This window comes from Streptomyces sp. NPDC059900 (assembly GCF_050270335.1).
Lineage (GTDB): Bacteria > Actinomycetota > Actinomycetes > Streptomycetales > Streptomycetaceae > Streptomyces.
This window is the reverse complement of record NZ_JBNNJZ010000139.1, coordinates 1-17,116: the sequence shown is the minus strand read 5'-3', so window position 1 is coordinate 17,116 and position 17,116 is coordinate 1. Positions and strand designations below refer to the sequence as shown.

Below are 17,116 nucleotides of genomic sequence, written 5' to 3'. Positions count from 1 at the left end.
CAGCTGACCTGTCCTACCCCGGGTCGCGTGAGGATCTGCGCTACGAAGTGGTAGGTCCGTCCGGAACCGCTGTACAGCCACCTGGCCGCCGGTCTTGGCGATTCACGCAGCAGGAATTCAAAAAGCTTGATCTTGATGCGCGTATCGCATGGTCGGCCGACGGTCACCCAAAGCTGAAGCTCTATTTATCGGAGGCGCCGGACAGGCCGCCCACCACGCTATGGAGTTCGGCTGATGTGGGGACAAGTTCTCAAGCGCGCCAGCACCTGAGCAGACTGCTCGATGAAATGCACCAGCCGACTCCATCACCGGAACAACTGCTGAAGCATATTCTCACGATCGCGACCAGACCCGGTGACCTGGTATTCGACTATTTTGGCGACTCAGGAACGGCCGCTGCAGTCGCGCACAAAACGAACCGCCGCTGGCTCGCTATTGACAGCGAGTTGAACGTTGTGCGTGACCGTCTGGATAAAGTAATCAGCGGTAGCGATCCAGGCGGAATCACACACGAAGTGAACTGGACGGGCGGTGGGCACTATGACGTAGTTACGGCGACGGGACCCAACGGAGAATCCGGACCCCCTGAGTTGGGGACCGACGAAGATGTGCGGATTCAGGTCGTCACGTACCGCAAGGACGGGAGCATCGCTCCCACATTGGACCCGACCGAGAAGTACCACCGATCCGCTCAGCTAGAGGTCATCAGGCAACGACGCGAACTACTGCAGAAGCTGCGCGAGGTCGTCGGTGAAAGAAGTACGCCGGAAGCTGTAGTTCAACGGCTAATTGAATCCAATCGCTGGATTTTCGGGGGCGAGTACACGGGAACCTCGAAGCGACGTGACCTGTTCCCCCGTGACCAGCACGACATTCTTCTCGTGCGAGCTGACCAAAGCGTTCATGTCGTGGAACTCAAGAAGCCCGGAGCCCCACTTGTCAGGAGACATCGCGGTAGTTTGATCATGTCGAACGAGGTGCACGAGGCAGTAAGTCAATGCAAGAACTACATTCAGAGAATGGATGACTCGGGAGCAACCCTGCAAACGATTTACCGTACCGAAGATTCCCTTGAATACGATTTTCTTCGTGCGCGGGGAACTGTTGTGATCGGGAATCCCGATCACGTGGAGGTGCCTGGCGTAACTAAGCAGATGGTCACTCATGCCATCCGTTCTTACAATGCGGACCAGGGCCGGGTGCAGGTTTTGACCTACTTGAATCTGATCGAAAGGGCGGAAGAGGCACTCCGCTTCTACGAGGATGACCTCGAATCTCCTGGTATCGGGGGCGAACTTTGACGAGTACGCTCTAATCCCGGCGGACAAGTCTATGAGCTCGTAGCATGATCATGAGTAGGTCTTCTTGAGGCGTCGGTAGCAGATGAGGCTGCAGGCGAGGGAGACGAAGGCGTCGTGGAGTTCGGTGCGTCGTTCCCATCGGACGGCGAGGCGTTTGAGGTGGTGGAGCAGGGCGAAGGTCTGCTCGACGACGTAGCGGAGCTTGCCGATGCTCTTGATGTTGGGTGATCCCTTGCGCGAGACGACAGGCAGGATCCGGCGCTCGTGCAACGCGTTCCGGTTCGGGTTGGAGTCGTAGCCCTTGTCGCCGAGCAGGGCGTCTGGTCGGCGGCGAGGCCGGCCGGGGCGGCCCGCGACGGGCGGGCTGCCGTCGACCAGGGCGAGGGTCTGGGTGACGTCGTTGACGTTCGCCGCGGTGGTGATGCCGAGCCGAAGCCCAGCTCCAGGGGCAGGAGTTGCCAGGCTGCGTCGTTGTAGAGGACGAACAGGATGCCCTGCAGACAGAGCCGGTCCGGCACCGGCCGAGGCCCTGGAGACCGTTCCGGCCAAGGCGGCAGGAGCGGCTCGATCAGCGCCCACAAGTCGTCGTCCACAATCCACGGCCGAATACTCACACCGTCACGAACGGCCAAATCGTCACACCGGTCACGGCCAACCAGCGCACTTCAACAAGATCGTGTTACGAGCTCTAAGTGCAAGCTTCAAATTCCGATGCGGAACTGAAGGATCCCGAAGACCACGACAGCCAATACGCCAGCCCCCGCGAGCGCAACTGTTAGCGGCTGTGCGAGAGCCGGGTGTCGGTGGACTGCGTATGCCAACCCGGCCATGGCGATGAAACAGACCAGAACCAGCAACAGCGCAACGAGCAAAGCGAGCGTTGACACGATTAGCCACCCCTAGATTCATTTGGTACCCAGCAAACCCGAACCCTGGCGCCCTGCAACACATTAAATGGATCATGGCTGGCACTCCGTGTGAGCTGACAACGCCATCGAACCCCCACAGCCCTTGCTCAGCCAGACAGCACCCCTAGTCCCGGAAATACTCGGACCTCGAAGATCAAAAAGCGCCACGCAGCCGGACAGCGTGGGAGGCCGCCGGATGTTCTCGCACGGTCTGGGGCGGGAAGACTCGACCGGAGGCAGGAGAGCTGATCTAGCGGAGGGATGTAATGACTGACTTCCCGCCCCTTCGGGGAGAGTCCGACCCCACGAACGCGTCCACCACAGCCGAGTTCGCTGCAAAGATGCAGGAGGCTCGCCACTGGGCTGGAAACCCCTCACTCGAAACTATCGCACGCATCAGTGAGGGGTATATCCCAAAATCCACCGCTCACGACATCCTCAAAGGGAAACGCCTACCTAAACTAGATCAACTACATCACCTATTGGTTGCTTTTAAGATACCAAGATCCGAATGGGAGCCTTGGCAAAGTACATGGATGAGACTATCCACCAGCCAGTCGAGGAATGAGGAACCACCAAGCGGCAATTTAGACGAAACGAGGCCTTTTGAGTTACCCCCCTTGCACCTAGAAGACGCCGAAACGCCGATACCATGGCCCACACCCGTGGACCATGTCGACATACACAGGAAAATTGTCCTCTGGGGACCTCCAGCTTCCGGGAAAACATGCTTCCTGGCGGCCCTAAATGCCGCCATAGCCTACGCACCTAGAAACTGGACGCTTGTCGGAGGAGACGAGAACTCGGCCTACTTCCTCGACGAGGCAACGATTGATCTGGTGGGCCACTGCCGCTTCCCCCCGGCGACCATGATTGGGCGGCCTATACGCTTCCATCTCACCAGCCCCGTGCACATCTCTTACCCGTGGCACGGGCGGCGCAAAGTAAGAAAGATACCCCTGCGGATACAGCTGTCCATATTTGATCCGCCGGGCGGGTCCTTCGATTCTCGCCACAGCAGGCAGCAGCAAGTGATTGACCTACTTGCACAGGCCGACGGAATCATCTATTTTTTCGACGCAGTTCGCGAGGCGCAATGCGAAGACGCGTGGGATTACTTTCATTCGACCCTAAGTGGCCTAGAGCGCAAGATCGAGACGGAGCAGGGATTCATGGGCGGACGCCTTCCGCACCGACTCGCAGTATGCGTATCCAAGGCAGACACTGCGGAAGTTTTTGATAGAGCAATAGAGTACGGACTTGTAGCTCGAAGCCCCAGCGGCTCCAGCGACCTGAGAGTGTTAAATCCAGATGCCCTCTTCAGGAAGATAGCGTCTGACACCAGCGCATCATTCGTCGATTTCTCAATTCGCCGGTTCTTTCACGCAAGCCGTGTCCGGTATTTTGCAACATCCTCCGTCGGCTTTCCCTTGCAGGAGCAGGGATCAGATAGGCGCCGCAAAGTCATCTGGCACGATGATGGCCCCGAAATAGTCGGAGGGGTTTATCCAGTGAATGTTCTGGAGCCCATCCTTTGGATGAACTGATTTAAGATCTCAAGCTTGAGGAGATGATAGGCAGATAGCCTCTCCGATCCGCAGTTCTGACTGTGTGTTCGGGAACTTCTGCGTAGCAGTGCAGATTGTCGAATCCAAACTTGCGGTCTAGCGATTACGTCACGGCACGGCAAGTTCAGGAAGAACACCTCAACGCGGCGGGAAGAGGTGTTCACCCAGCAGTACAGATCGCGTCTCTCCCGTAGAGCACGGCATCGCCCAACTCAGGACTGTCGAGCGTCGTGGCTCGCCACCACGGCCGCCGTGAACTCCTCGATGAGGTGGTACCGGCCGTCGTCCGCCTGGGCCGGGCAGGCAAGCCATCTGCCCCCGGAGACCATGGGATGAATTCCGTGGGCAACACCAGTCAGGTCGCTCCGCCAAACACGCACGAGGCCGTTAGCCACCCATCGCGAGCGCTTAAGCGCCGAGCACTTCACGCACGTCGTATCCCCGAGGGCCGCACTAACTACTTGGGATCCACAATTTGCACAATCCGCCTCCGCCACGAGCAAAGCCCTGCGCGGCCCGCCTCGTTTCGGCGGGCCGCGCAGGGCACTCTCTACCGGCCCCTCATTGGGAACCACGTCCGCTGGAGCCTGGTTCCCGACAAGGACGGGATTCTGCTTAGTCGGGATACAGGGCTCAGTTGTCGCGCAGGTCCTGCTGGAATCGGTCGCGGATCGCGACCGGGGTGAGGGCGTTGGTGGCGCGCGGTGGGATCGCGCCGGTGCGCGGCAGGGTTCGCACGCTGATCAGGTGCGGTCCCGAAGCGGCCTTGGCTTCCAAGACCGCGCTGCGCAGGGCTTCTTCGCTCTGGCAGCCCACCGCGGTGCGGTAACCAGCCGCGAGCGCCGCGGCGGGGAACGAGGTGCTGTTGGAGGTCGTCGACTGGCCGCCGGTGGACTCGTGAATCTGGTTGTCGAGGATGACGTGGATGAGGTTGGCGGGTGCCTCATGTCCAATCATCGACAGGGCGCCGAGGTGCATCAGCGCGGCGCCGTCGCCGTCCAGCACCACGACAGTGCGCTCGGGGTGGGCCAGCGCGACGCCCAGGCCGACTGACGAGGCGTGGCCCATGGAGCCTTGCATGTAGAAGTTTCCGGGACGGTCGGCGACTGCGAAGACGTCGCGGCCGGTGAAGCCGGTAGTGGCGATGACAGACGCGTCTGGGCAGGTATCGGTCACCACGCGGATCGCGGTGCTGCTGGCCAGGCCCGTGGGCGTCTCGGTCTCCTGGGCAGTCGCTTTGCCGATAGCTCCGCGTTCCACCAGGACGAAGGGAGCTCGCCGGTCGGCCAGGTCCTTGTCCGCGGCGTCGAGTATCTCGGTGAACCGCTCGATGCCGTCCGCGGCGTGCAGCGTGTAGTGCGGGCTGCCGACGCTGTCGAGGATGCCGTGCGTGGACGGTCCCATCACGGCGTGCTGGGGCTCGTCGCTGGACGGGTCGGGCCAGCCGCGCAGGCTGGCGAAGGTGAGGATGGGCAGTTGGTACGTCATCACCAGTGAGGTGAGCGGGTTGATGAGGTTGCCCAGTCCGGAGTTCTGCAGCATGACGTAGGCGCGCTGCCCGCCCAGGGCGGCGCCGGCCGCGACCGCCAGGGCGTTGCCCTCGTTGGGGGCGGGGACGTAGCGGCCGGGCTTGGTGCTGAGGTGGGCGATGGGTCCGCCGAAGTGGGAGCAGGGTACACCGCTGGCGGTGGTGAAGCCTCGGTCGGCGAGGATGTCACAGAAATCTTCAGCGGAGATCATGGGCGGGGCAGCTCCGTTTCCGTGGCGGGTGTCGCGTCGACCTCGGCAGGGGGCGCGACCGACGCGGCATCAGCGGACGCTGCCTGGCGGCTGCGACGCCTCATCTTGATGCCCTCGATGATGATCGGGATACCGGAGATCAGGACGATTCCGATGACTATGCCTTCGATGTTGTCGCGGACGAAGGCGATCTGGCCGAGGTAGTAGCCGACCAGGGTGAGGCTGACGGACCACAGGACGGCACCGATGACGTTGAACAGGAAGAACGTCCGGTAGGTCATGCGGCCGACGCCAGCCGTGATGGGGATGAAAGTCCGGAACACCGGGATGAAGCGGGCCATCACCAGGGCTTTGGGGCCGTGCTTGAGCATGAATTCCTGCGCGCGTTCGGCGTTCTCCTGCTTGAAGAAGCGGGAGTTGGGCCGCCTGAACAGTGCGGGGCCTATCTTGCGGCCGAAGGCGTAGCCGAACTGGTCGCCCAGTACGGCGGCGACGGCGATGGCCAGCATGACCACCCATAGAGGCTGGTGCAGGATCTGGTCGTTGGCGACCAGCAGGCCTGCGGTGAACAGCAGTGAGTCGCCGGGCAGGAAGAAGCAGACGATCAGGCCCGACTCCGCGAAGACGGTGGCCATGATGCCCAGCAGGCCGAAGGTGGAGATGAGTTGTTCGGCATCGAGTAAGGGTGAGGCGGCGAGGTTCAGCATGGCCTGAGGTCCCTGGATGTGAGGCGGGAAATGGAAGATCCGAGAGCCGGTCCGTAAGGGGCCGGCTCCCGGAAGCGCGGGCTACTGGGCCCAGTGGGGTCGGTGGTCGATGCGTACGACGGCGCAGGTTATGGAGACTCCGCCGCCGTGGGCGACGATGAGGACGTGGTCGCCCGGCCCGACCTGGCTGGTGGCGACGAGGTGGTCGAGGCCGACGATCTGGTCGTTGACCGTCAGGTGTCCCAGGTTGCGGCCGAAGTCAAGCAGTCCCAGGTCGGGTGAGAGGCCCATGGGGTCCAGGATCACCTTGAGGTAGCTCTCCTGGCCGGTGAAGACGTGGGCGACGCGGGTGACGTCCGCCGGTTCGAGACCGGCTTCGGCCAGAGTGCGCAGGGCTATCTCAGTTCGCAGTTCGCCCTGACGGCGTACGACTTCGGCGACGGTCTCCTCCAGTCCGCCGGTGGCGGCCAGACGTTCCTTGAAGTCCATGCTGCGCCCCACCGTCAAAGACGGCGGGAAGAGCGGCTCGGCCCCTCGGTATTGCTCCTCGACCTCGGCGGTGGAGCCGGTGTTGATGGACAGCAGGCTGGCGAAGCCGTCGGTCTTGGACAGCAGGACGGCGCTGCCGGCGTCGCCCAGCACGCCGTTCTGGATGCCGAAGGCCCACCGGTTGAAGTTCGGGGTGCCGACATTGTCGGCACCTGTGAGCAGGGCAGTGGTGCGCTCGGGGACGGCCTGGAGGTAGCAAGCGGCCAGTTCCAGCGAGCCGATCAGTCCGCTGCATGCCTGCCAGACACCAAAAGAGGGCACGTCGCGGTCGGTGATGTGGCGCAGGATGTAGTGCTGCGGTGACCATCCTTCGGGGCCCTGTTCGTGGCCGCAGGCGTGGATGTGCATGTCGATGTCGTGTGGGTGTACCTGGGAGCGTTCCATGGCTTGACGGGCCGCGGCGACGGCCATGTCGGGCGCGGGCATGTCGTCGGCGACGGCCGCGCCGGTCCAGCCGTACCACTCATACTCGTCGGCGTCGTACAGGCCGAGAGCGACGGCCTTTTGAGCGTCGACGATCTCGGGGATGTAGGTGCCGAGACCAGCGATGCGGATGTCTGTGGTTTTCACGGGTGGCTCGATCCTCGTCTGTCGGTCGGTCAGGCCGAAGCGTTGGCGGAGTTGAGTTCAGCGGTCAGCGCCTGGACGACCGTGGCGATCGTGCCGTCCTTCAACAGCTGCACCATCGGCAGCTTCACCTGGTACTCCCGCTCGATACGGTTCCGCAGCTCCACCGCCATCAGCGAATCCATCCCGAGTCGGTTCAACGGCCGGTTCACATTGAGCCGCTCGGGGCGCAGCCCCATCACGACAGCCACTTCCCGCTTGACCGACTCCAGCAGGTCCGTGCTGGGCACGACGGCCGCAGGTGCCGGCGCGACATCGGCCGACCGGGGGGCGGGAATGTTGGCCTTCTTCGGCGTCGCGGCAGCAAGTGCGGGTTCGGGCGTGTGCTTGCTCGGGGCCAGTGTCGCTACCGCTACGGGTGCAGGCGCCGCGGCGGCCGGGGCCTGAGCCGCCGTGCCGGATGAGGCCGGCCGGCGCGTGGCCGTAAGGTGCCGCAGAAGCGGCGCGGTGGCTGCCGTCGGGTAAGCCTGTGCCCACGCGGGCCAGTCGGCGCGCAGAACAACGGTGTGCAGGCGTCCCTCACCAAGGAGGCTTGCCAGTACGGCGAATCCATCGTCGGGGCTGAAGGAGGACATGCCTTGTGGCAGGAGCGTACGTTCTTCCTGCCGCTCCTTGCGGGCCACCATGCCCACGCTGTCCCAGAAGCCCCAGTTGACAACCGTGGCCGGTCGACCGTGCGCGTGCCGGTGGTGGGCCAGGGCGTCGAGGAAGGCATTACCGGCCGCGTAGCCGCCGAGCATGGGCGAGCCGAGGAGCGCTGATCCGGAGGAGAAAAGAATGAACGCGTCGACTTCTTGGTCGTGCAGGAGCCGGTGCAGGTTCCAGGCTCCGGAAATCTTGGCAGCCAGAACCGTGTCGAGGTCCGCGGGGGTCATGTCACTCAGCGGGGCGTAGTCGATGACGCCTGCCGCGTGGAAGACACCGCGGATGGGCGGCTGACCCTGGCGGTGGCGGCCGGTCAGCAGCGCCTGCATGGCGTGGTGGTCGGCTACGTCGGCGGCCTCGTACTGCACGCTGACGCCGCGCTCGGCGAGTTCGTCGAGGACGCTGAGAGCCGCAGCGTGCGGGTGATCGTCGGGAAGCTGGGTCCCAGGGCTGGGCAATGAGCTGCGGCCGGTGAGCAGGAGGTGGCGAGCGCCTTGGTCGGCGAGCCACAGGGCCAGCCTGCCGCCGATGCCGCCTGCTCCCCCGGTCACCAGGTAGGTGCCCTCACCGTGGATGGCAACCGCCGGTGTGCGTGCTGCCGCCGAAGAACTAGAGGCGGTGCCGTGGCCGAACGACAGGACGATCTTCCCGGTGTGGCGGGACTGGGCCATGAGTCGGAACGCATCGGCTGCCTGGTCGGCGGCGAACTCCGTATGCGGCAGGGGCTGCAGATCACCACGCTCGACCAGGGCTGCTGCCGCGCGCAGGATGCGTCCGGCCCGCTCCGGAGCATTCTGGATCATGTGGACGACGTCGACGGCGTGGAAGGAAAGGTTGCGGGCGAAGGCGCGCAGGGGCAGCGGGTTGTCGTCGAGGATGTCCCGCTTACTCAGTTCGAGGTAGTGCCCGTAGGGCGCCATCAGGGAGAGATTGGCTGGGATGGCCTCACCCGCCAGCGTGTTGAGGATGACGTCGAACCCCTCCTCGCCCCGGGCGGGGCGAAAGGCGTCGGCGAAGTCCAGGCTGCGGGAGTCGGCGACGCGGTCCACGCCGAGCTCGGCGAGCAATTGGCGCTTAACGTCACTTCCGGCAGTGGCGTAGATCCGGGCGCCCCTCCAGCGGGCTACGTTCAAGGCTGCCAGTCCGGTGCCGCCGGTGGCGGAGTGGATGAGGATCTTGTCGCCGCGCTCGATACGGGCGAGATCGTGCAGCGCGTGGTACGCGGTCAGGTAGGAGGCGGGCAGGGTCGCGGCCTGGGCTGTGGTCAGGCGGGCCGGCTTGGGAGCGGTCAGGCAGGCACGCGTGACGACTTCGGTGGCCAGGGAGCCGTCGGCGAAGGCTATGACCTCATCGTCAACGGCAACGTCGGTGACTCGGCTGCCGATCTCGGTGACGGTGCCCGCGCACTCCCAACCGAGCGTCGGTGGCTGATCGTCCTGTCCGGGGTACGCGCCCAGGGTCAGCAGTACGTCGCGGTAGTTGACCCCGGCGTGGGCGACCTGGATGCGGACGTCGTCGGGCCCGAGGGGCCGATGCGCAGCGGGCTGGAGACGGAGGTCGTCCAGGACGCCGGGCGTGGGCAGTGACAGGTTCTGCGGCCTGCTGGCAGTGGCGAGCGCCTTGCGTAGACGGGCGGCAAGACGGCGGCCGTCGCGCAGTGCCGTCTGGTTTTCCGTGTCGGGCTTCTGCAGCAGGTCGGCCAGGGCGGAGATGCTGTCCGGGGACCGGTCGATGTCGACCAGTCGGGGGCTGAGGGAAGGCGTCTCTGCGGCAATCGTCCGGCCCAAGCCCCACAGCGGTGCTTGGAAAGGGTTGCGGACCGTGTCCGTGGAGCTGGTGGCCTGCGCGAGCTGAGTGATCAGCCAGAGCGGCGGGCGGCCGAGGGAGTGCTTGTCCAGAGCCCGCATCAGGTGCAAGACGCTGTGCCCGGTGAGGAGTTGGGTGCGGCCGATCTCGGTCGCGGTGGCGTCGAGCCCGACCTGCGCGTCCAGCGCCCACAGGTGGATGACGCCGCGGCAGGTGCCCTCACGTGCGATGTCGGCCAGGGTGTCGATGTAGTGGTCGGGGTTGGCCGGGTCGAGGCGGTAGCGTTCGCCCGCTCCGGCCATGTGGCCTGCTGCGGCGGTGATGGCGATGACGCGCTCGCCGCGCCAGGACAGTTCACGGATGAGGGCACGGCCGGTGGGGCCGCTGTCGGTCAGCACCAGCCAGAAGCCGTCCGGCTGTCGGCTGGTGGTCGAGGTCTGGTGCGGGGCGGCTTCCCAGGTGAGGGTGTGCAGCCAGGATTCCCGTCCGCCATCGGCGACGGGTACAGACGGGGCGGATTCGGTGGCGGCCACGGCGGTGTCCTCGATGTGCGGTGTCAGCGGTGCGGGTGCGTGACCGGCCAGGTATTGCAGGCGCAGGCCGCGCATCTGGGCCAGCAGCCGCCCGTCGTCATCGCGGATGTCGATGTCGGCGCTGAAGGAGTCTTCGCGCGGAGCGGGCAGCAGGCGGGCGTGGCTGTGCATCGATGTGGACGGCCGGCCGAAGAAGCGGACTTCGTCGATGCCTCCGAGAACGAAGACGCCTTCCTCACCGGGGGCGGTCAGCGGGCGGGCGGCTGCCATGGAGTGGCCGCTGGCGTCGAGGAGGGCCGGGTGGAAGTGGTACTGCTCCAGGCCCTCGCGCAGCTCGGTGGGGCAGATCAGGTGGGCGAGGACTTCCCCGTCGGTGCGCCACAGTTCGGCCACGCCTTGGAAGGCGCCGTTCCACTGGTTGCCGCGCTCAGCGTTCCACGGATAGAAGTCGCCGGCGTCCTGGTGCTCACCGCACCGGCCTCGGATGACCTCCAGAGGTTCGGTCCCGGCGGCGGCTTCTGCGGTGAGGGGGCAGGCGGTGGCTTCGGTGTGCAGCGTCCATTCGACGCTGTCGTTGTCGGCGCCCTGACTGTAGATGCAGCAGTGCAGGCTGCCGTCGGCGGCGGGTGTGGCGATGACGCGTACTTCGGGCGGTGGTGCGGACTCTTCCAGGAACAGAGCGCGGTGGTAGTGGACGTCGGAGAGCGACAGGGCACCGTCGCCGAGCACGATGTGGGAGGCTGCGGCGACGAGTTCGAGGTGGGCTGTGCCGGGCAGGATGATCGTGTCCTGGATGCGGTGGTCGCGCAGGTAGGCGTTGCGCTGAAGATCCAGGGGGCCCTGCCAGATCCGGCTGATGCCCTCGCCTCCGGTCTCCGTGCCCAGCAATGGATGCGATGCGGCCGAGGCGCGCGGAGTCGCCGCGTCGGCCGAGGCGGGAGCGGGCAATTCGGCAGCCTTGGGGGCGGGGTCGATCCAGTGCTGGGTGCGCTGCCACGGGTAGGTCGGCAGGGGAACGAAGGAGCCGGGCCCGGCCAGAGCCTCGAAGTCGAGCGGTACGCCCGAGGTGTGCAGGGAGGCGGCGAAGGTGAGGAGGCAGCCGCGTTCGTCGTCCTGGCGGCGCAGGCTGCCGACGGCCGTCACTTCCTGGTTGTCGGCGCGTCCGGTCTCCCGGATTCCGTTGATCAGCAGCGGGTGCGGGCTGACTTCGATGAACACGGTTTCACCGAGAGCGAGTTGTCCGCGGACGGCACCGACGAAGTCGACGGGCTGGCGGATGTTGCGTACCCAGTACTCGGCGTTCATGGCCGAGCCGTCGATGACTTCATTGAGCAGGGTCGAGTGCAGCGGGATGGTGCCCGGCCCAGGGGTCAGGTGCGCCAGTTCGGCCGTGAGGTCGTCGCGCAGAGCGTCCATCTGCGGGCAGTGGGAGGCGAAGTCCACGTTGACACGGCGGTTGGCGACCTCGCGGGTGTCGAGGTCGGCCAACACCTTGGTGAGCGCGTCTCCGTCACCGGACAGCAGGGTGGAGGTGGGGCTGTTGATCGCGGCCACCGCGACCTTGTCCTCGTACCCGGCCAGCGCACGGGCCGCTTCCTCGGCGGGCAGTCCGACCCAGGCCATCGTGCCGCGACCGGAGAGCCGCTTGGCGAGACGGCTGCGGCGGCAGATGACGGCGGCGGCGTCGGCGAGGCTGAGGGATCCGGCGATGTAGGCCGCGGCGGACTCGCCCATGCTGTGGCCGATGACGACGTCGGGTTCCACGCCCCAGGAGCGCCACAGCTGGGCGAGGGCAATCTCCATGGCCCACAGGGTGGGCTGGATGACGTCCAGTTCCTTGAATCGGTCTTCGTCACCCGACCGCAGCAGGTCGACGACCGACCATCCGGTCTCGGTGCGGATGGCGCCGTCGCACTCGTGCATGGCGTCACGGAACACCGGTTCGCTGTCGAGAAGTTGACGGCCCATGCCGACCCACTGCGAGCCCTGCCCGGGGAAAACGAACGCGATCCTGGGCGTCGTGCTGGAGTCGGTGTAGTAGCTGAAGGACAGGCCGGGTTCGTCCTGTCCTTCAGCGAAGGTGCGCAGGGCGTCGACTGCTTCTGTGTGGTTGTCTACGGGAACGGCAAGGCGCGCATCGTGCAGGGTGCGGCGCATGGCCGCGGAGTGGCAGATGTCGCGCAGGCTCTGGTCCACCCCCGCGCCGGTCAGGTGGTCCGCCATACGGCGAGCCGTTTCGACGAGGGCTTCAGGGGTGAGGGCGGACAGGGTCAACAGCTCGGTGCGAGCCGGCTCCAGATCCTGTGCGTCTTCGGCTTGCGGGGCGGGGGCGGCTTCGAGGACCAGGTGGGCGTTGGTTCCGGAGAATCCGAAGCTGCTGACTCCGGCGACATACGGTCTGCCGCGATCAGGCAGCGCGGTGGTCTGTGTAGGGATCTGCAACGGTAGTTCGTCCCAGGCGACGGCCGAGTTGGGGTTTTTCAGGTGCAGGTTGGGCGGCACGGTGCCGTGCTCCAGGCACAGGACGGCCTTAATGAGTCCGGCGATGCCGGCGGCGGCCTCGGCGTGACCGATGTTGGTCTTGATCGAGCCGACCAGGCAGTGCTCGTCCTTCGCGCGGGGGCCGATCACGTCGGCGAGGGCCTGCAACTCCACGGGGTCACCGACGCTGGTGCCGGTGCCGTGGGCCTCGATGTAGTCGACACCGGCGGGGTCGATGCCGGCGTTGGCGTAAGCGCGTTGAAGGACATCGCGCTGGCCCTCGACGGCGGGGGTGACGAGGTATCCGCTGCTCCGGCCGTCGTTGCCGATGGCAGAACCGCGAATGACGGCACGAATGCGGTCACCGTCGGACAGAGCGGCCTTCAGCGGCTTGAGGATGACGGCGCCGACGCCATCACTGCGCACGAATCCGTCACCGGAGGCATCGCCGAACTTGCAGCGCCCGTCGCTGGCCAGCATCCCAGCGCCGGAGTAGACGACGCCTTCTTCCGGCAGCAGAACGATGTTCACACCACCGGCGATCGCCAGATGGCACTCTCCCAGGCGCAGGGCCTGCACAGCGTTGTGCACGGCAACCAAGGCAGACGAACAGGCCGTGTCGACGGTGAAGCTGGGCCCGCGCAGGTCAAAGGCGTAGGAAAGACGCCCGGAGGTGATGGCGCGTGAGGCGGCACCCGTCATCGCGTACAGGTCGAGCTGGTCACGCCTGTCGTACTGCAGATGCCAGTAGTCACCGCCGAGTTGACCGATGAAAACGCCCGCATCGGAGCCCGCCAGCCTGGCGGCGGACTGTCCGGCGTCTTCGAGTGCCTCGTAGGCGGTTTCCAGCAGCAGCCGCTGCTGGGGATCCATTCGGTCGGCCTCGCGGGGAGAAACCCCGAAGAATTCGGCGTCGAAGGCGTCGATATCGCGCAGCAGGCCTCCCCACCGGCTGACAGTGCGTCCGGGGGTACGGGGGGCGGGATCGTAGACCGCGTCGATGTCGTAGCGCTCGGAGGGTATCTCGGTTATAGCGTCGCGGCCCTCCAAGAGCATCTTCCACAGTTCCTGAGGGCTGGTGGCATCGGCGAACCGGCCGGCCATGCCGATGATGGCGATCGGTTCGCTGACAAGGTCTGCAGCAGGTGTGGGGTCGTGCGGCATGGGTGTCCTTCCGGGCATGGCGAAGCCGTTAACTGGAACGCAGCACGTGTGAGACCCATTGCGCGCACGCGGCGAGCGGACAGCAGTGCCGGCTCGGTGGCGGGCGTGCACGCGAATGGTGTTCGAGGGTGACGGGAGAATCGGCTCCGTCTACGAGGACGGTGGCACGACGCATGGCGAGTGCGTCGTGCGGTCGATCAGCCATGGCAGCTTGTCGGCGAAGCCACCGGTCTTCCAACGTTGTTGCGGCACAGGACAGTTGCCCGTTGCCGAACGCCCCCGCTGTTTCGACATGTATCGAGATTGGCTTGTGAGAGGGCTCTTCGCAACGCGCGACTCAGTGACCCTCGTCACATACCGCCGATCTCTGGGTTCAGGTTGACATCTGTCGAATCAAGAAAGATCCTAGTTCTTGATTCGTCATTTGTCTATATAGGTGTCGGTGATAAACCCGTCGCGTCAGCGGCAAGCGGGCCGCCGGACACGCCAAGCGAAGACCCTGGACAGGAGTCGATCTCGTTGAGCGAACAGACCACCAACTCGGGGCCGGACCAAGCCGATCAGAACACCGGGCTCGAGACCGGCGGCGCCTGCTGTGCCGGTATCGCCGAGCTGCGCCAGCGGGCCGAACAGGCCGCAGCACTCCGCACCCAGCAGACCGCCTCCGGCGCGGACGGCATCGCACCCGCACCCTCCGGCGCCGCCTGATGTCGGCGGCCGTCTTAGTCTCAGCATCTGAAAGGACACGACACCGTGGTTGACCAAAGCCTCGACCAGTTTCCCGTCGCCGTGATCGGAGCGGGCCCGATCGGCCTGGCCGCCGCCGCACATCTGGCCGAACGCAACGTCCCTTTCGTAGTGCTGGAAGCCGGCAACACACCGGCAGCAGCAGTGCGGTCCTGGTCCCACGTCCAGCTGTTCAGCCCATGGGAGTACAACACTGACCCCGCCGCCCGGCGCCTGCTGGCCGAGGCCGACTGGCAGGAGCCGGACGCATCGGAGCTGCCGACCGGCGGAGACCTGGTCAAGCAGTACCTGCAGCCACTGGCCGAACTGCCCGCCCTGGCACCGCACATCCGCTACGGCGCGACCGTCACCGCTCTGAGCCGCCGAGGCATCGACCGCCTGCGCACCGCCGGCCGCGAGCAAGCTCCCTTCGTCGTCCGCCTCGCCGACGGCGAGGAGCTGCTGGCCCGTACGGTCATCGACGCCTCCGGCACCTGGCATCAGCCCAACGTCGTGGGTGCCAACGGCCTGCCCGCCCACGGCGAGCACGACGCTGCCGCATGGATCACCCACGGGCTGCCCGATGTGTTCGGCGCGGACCGCGACCAGCACGCCGGGCGCCACACCGTCATCGTCGGCGCAGGACACTCGGCCGCCAACACCCTCTTGGCCCTGGCCGAGCTGGCGGACGACGCACCGGGCACCACCATCACCTGGGCCATCCGCAGCGCCGATCCGGCTGCCTCGTTCGGCGGCGGCAGCGACGACGAGCTGCCCGCGCGCGGTGCCCTCGGCTCGGGACTGAAGATGCTGGTGGACACCGGCCGCGTCACCTTGGCGTCGAACTTCCGCACCCACAGCATCCGTCGCGTGGGCGAAGACCAGGTCGAGCTGGTTTCCCTCGACGGCGGCGAGCAGACCATCACAGCCGACAGGATCGTGGCGGCCACCGGCTTTCGCCCGGACTACGGCATCAGCGACGAACTGCGCCTGGAGTTGGACCCGATCATGTCGGCGCCCCGCGCACTGGCGCCGCTGATCGACCCCAACCAGCACTCCTGCGGCACCGTCACGCCGCACGGCTACCGCGAACTGGCCCACCCCGAACCGGGCTACTACATCGTCGGCATGAAGAGCTACGGCCGCGCCCCCACGTTCCTCATGCTCACCGGCTACGAGCAGGTGCGTTCCATCGCTGCCGCCCTGGCAGGCGACCTGGAAGCCGCCCAGTCGGTGGAACTGCAGCTGCCGGAAACGGGGGTGTGCTCGGTGACAGCCGGCGGCGAGGCCATCGCGCTGCGACTGGGACTGAGCAAGGAAGAGCACGAGCAACTGCTGCACGCCACCGCCAAGCACCTGGGCACCTCGCCCACCGCGGCAGACGCGGTCCTGTCGGCGGCCACCGAACTCGGCATCGACCACACCGCAGCTCTCCAGCTGGCGGCCTACGCCGCCGACCAGTTCGACGCACCCGGCGCCACGGGCTGCTGACGGCACTCCACGGGGCCGTCTCCTCCTTCGCGCGAGGGAGGAGACGGCCCCGTTCCCGCCCGTCAAGAGATGCGGTGCACCTTGTGCTGGGCCGCCTGCGCCCGGGGGCGCACCACCAGCAGGTCGATGTTGACGTGCGGTGGCCGGGTCACCGCATAGCCCACCACGTCGGCGACGTCCTCGGCGACCAGCGGGTCGGGCACCCCGGCGTACACGGCATCGGCCTTTTCGCTGCTGCCGCGGTAGCGGTTCAGGGAGAACTCCTCGGTGTGCACCATGCCGGGCGCGATCTCGATGACCCTCAGCGGCTGCCCGCACACCTCCTGCCGCAGCGTCTGCGCCAGCACGTGGGCTCCGTGCTTGGCAGCGCTGTAACCGCCACCACCCTCGTAACAGGTGAAGGAGGCAGTGGACGTCAGCACGACGACCACGCCATCGCCGCTGGCCACCAGCAACGGCACCAGCGACTGAGTCATGTGCAGCGCGCCGAGGACGTTCACCTCGTACATGCGCTGCCAGTCAGCCGGATCGGCCTGGGCGATCTCTTCGGTCCCGTACGCGCCACCCGCGATGTTGACCAGCACATCGCAGGCTTCGAGCTGCCCGGCGAACACAGTCACCGCCTCACGGTCGGTCACGTCCAGCGGGTAAACCTTCGCTGTCCCGCCGTCGGCGTGAACCTGCTTGGCAACCGCTTCCAAGCGATCGGCCCTGCGCGCCGTGAGCGCCACCGTGTAGCCCTGGCGGGCCAATTCTCGCGCGGTGGCTGCGCCGATGCCGCTGCTCGCTCCAGTGATCACAGCCGTACGCGATCGAGTGGGCTTTGCCATCAAACGGTCCCCCACACCCCTGATTAGACAGTTATCTAAG

9 protein-coding genes and 1 pseudogene are annotated in these 17,116 nt (G+C 65.9%); 4 read left to right on the top strand and 6 right to left on the bottom strand.

The window, feature by feature from the left end:
* Nucleotides 1–1,301, top strand: a 1,301-nt coding sequence (locus tag ACQKIP_RS19985; protein WP_427743611.1) for a Shedu anti-phage system protein SduA domain-containing protein, incomplete at its 5' end; no start/stop codon positions are given.
* Nucleotides 1,302–1,349: 48 nt separating this feature from the next.
* On the opposite strand, the pseudogene ACQKIP_RS19980 reads toward ACQKIP_RS19985, so the two are convergent.
* Nucleotides 1,350–1,909: pseudogene (locus ACQKIP_RS19980) on the bottom strand (transposase).
* A 566-nt stretch (nt 1,910–2,475) separates the two neighbouring features.
* On the opposite strand from ACQKIP_RS19980, the gene ACQKIP_RS19975 reads away from it, so the two are divergent.
* On the top strand, nt 2,476–3,756 hold the full coding sequence (locus ACQKIP_RS19975) for a hypothetical protein (protein ID WP_365861181.1): 1,281 nt from the start codon (nt 2,476–2,478) through the stop codon (nt 3,754–3,756).
* A 654-nt stretch (nt 3,757–4,410) separates the two neighbouring features.
* Here the strand turns inward: ACQKIP_RS19975 and aepY are convergent.
* The 4 genes from aepY to ACQKIP_RS19955 form a co-directional block, all read right to left on the bottom strand.
* Nucleotides 4,411–5,517 (bottom strand): phosphonopyruvate decarboxylase, encoded by a 1,107-nt coding sequence (gene aepY, locus ACQKIP_RS19970; RefSeq protein WP_365861179.1) that lies wholly within the window; start codon nt 5,515–5,517, stop codon nt 4,411–4,413.
* Nucleotides 5,514–6,224, bottom strand: coding sequence for a DedA family protein (locus tag ACQKIP_RS19965; protein ID WP_365861178.1), 711 nt, complete (start codon nt 6,222–6,224; stop codon nt 5,514–5,516). Before ACQKIP_RS19965 ends, aepY begins: the two co-directional genes overlap by 4 nt.
* A gap of 81 nt (nt 6,225–6,305) precedes the next feature.
* Nucleotides 6,306–7,343 carry a ketoacyl-ACP synthase III family protein gene (locus ACQKIP_RS19960; RefSeq protein ID WP_365861177.1) on the bottom strand — a complete coding sequence of 346 codons (1,038 nt, stop codon included), beginning with the start codon at nt 7,341–7,343 and terminating at the stop codon, nt 6,306–6,308.
* A gap of 29 nt (nt 7,344–7,372) precedes the next feature.
* Nucleotides 7,373–14,029: a type I polyketide synthase gene (locus tag ACQKIP_RS19955; RefSeq protein ID WP_427743608.1), complete on the bottom strand. Its 6,657-nt coding sequence runs from the start codon at nt 14,027–14,029 to the stop codon at nt 7,373–7,375.
* 519 nt (nt 14,030–14,548) lie between these two features.
* Between ACQKIP_RS19955 and ACQKIP_RS19950 the strand changes: the two genes are divergently transcribed.
* Both ACQKIP_RS19950 and ACQKIP_RS19945 read left to right on the top strand, forming a co-directional pair.
* Nucleotides 14,549–14,737, top strand: coding sequence for a hypothetical protein (locus ACQKIP_RS19950; protein WP_365861174.1), 189 nt, complete (start codon nt 14,549–14,551; stop codon nt 14,735–14,737).
* A gap of 45 nt (nt 14,738–14,782) precedes the next feature.
* A complete protein-coding gene (locus ACQKIP_RS19945; protein ID WP_365861172.1) occupies nt 14,783–16,246 on the top strand; it encodes an FAD-dependent oxidoreductase in 1,464 nt (487 codons plus the stop codon).
* A gap of 62 nt (nt 16,247–16,308) precedes the next feature.
* On the opposite strand, the gene ACQKIP_RS19940 is transcribed toward ACQKIP_RS19945, so the two are convergent.
* Nucleotides 16,309–17,076, bottom strand: a complete 768-nt coding sequence (locus ACQKIP_RS19940; RefSeq protein WP_365861171.1) for an SDR family oxidoreductase — start codon at nt 17,074–17,076, stop codon at nt 16,309–16,311.
* Between the last annotated feature and the right edge of the window lie 40 nt (nt 17,077–17,116).

Excerpts from the sequence above, each read along its gene's own strand:
- ACQKIP_RS19955 (WP_427743608.1), bottom strand. The coding sequence starts at position 14,029 with ATGCCGCACGACCCCACACCTGCTGCAGACCTTGTCAGCGAACCGATC.
- ACQKIP_RS19940 (WP_365861171.1), bottom strand. The coding sequence starts at position 17,076 with ATGGCAAAGCCCACTCGATCGCGTACGGCTGTGATCACTGGAGCGAGC.
- ACQKIP_RS19965 (WP_365861178.1), bottom strand. The coding sequence starts at position 6,224 with ATGCTGAACCTCGCCGCCTCACCCTTACTCGATGCCGAACAACTCATC.
- aepY (WP_365861179.1), bottom strand. The coding sequence starts at position 5,517 with ATGATCTCCGCTGAAGATTTCTGTGACATCCTCGCCGACCGAGGCTTC.
- ACQKIP_RS19975 (WP_365861181.1), top strand. The coding sequence starts at position 2,476 with ATGACTGACTTCCCGCCCCTTCGGGGAGAGTCCGACCCCACGAACGCG.